We start from the raw sequence: 517 nt of genomic DNA on the forward strand, positions 1-517 counted from the left end.
ATGTGTAGCCTTCTGAAAGTCACCAGCAACGGTTAAATAGTATCGGGCAGCAATTAAAAGCGCCCGTTTATGCTGCGGGTTAATCCTGAGGGTTTGCTCAGCAACGGCGACAGCGCCTTGCAGATCACCTGCCTGCTGGAGTGTCATAGCGACTGCGGCAAGAACACCTGGTGCTTTGGGAAAGCGTTCAAGAGCGGAACGGGCGGCTGTCATTGCGTTTTCAACCTGTCCCAATTCCATCAGACATTTCAATCTTGTAATGACGACGCCTCTTGCGGCTGGCTGCCTCTTTAGGACAATATCGCATTGTGCCAGTGCATCCGCGTATCTTTTTGAAATGTATAAACTGTTTGCGATGCTAGCGCGACACGAAATACTTATTTGTGTCGTGGGTGCGATCGTAAAATAATCCGCAATGACCCGATGATGCCCACTTTTTTCGAGACCATCTAAGATGTCTTTAGGTGAACGTGGAGGCGACTTTGCCAATTGTCCATGAAGAAAACTAAAGTTTTCG

Annotated in this window: 1 protein-coding gene; it reads right to left on the reverse strand. The window is 48.4% G+C overall.

Features of this window, described 5'->3' with window-relative positions; translation table 11 throughout:
- Nucleotides 1-517: tetratricopeptide repeat protein (locus E1180_RS00085; protein ID WP_155189067.1), on the reverse strand; the 517-nt coding region annotated here is incomplete at both ends.

This window comes from Roseibium denhamense (assembly GCF_009711415.1).
Taxonomy (GTDB): Bacteria; Pseudomonadota; Alphaproteobacteria; order Rhizobiales; family Stappiaceae; genus Roseibium; species Roseibium denhamense.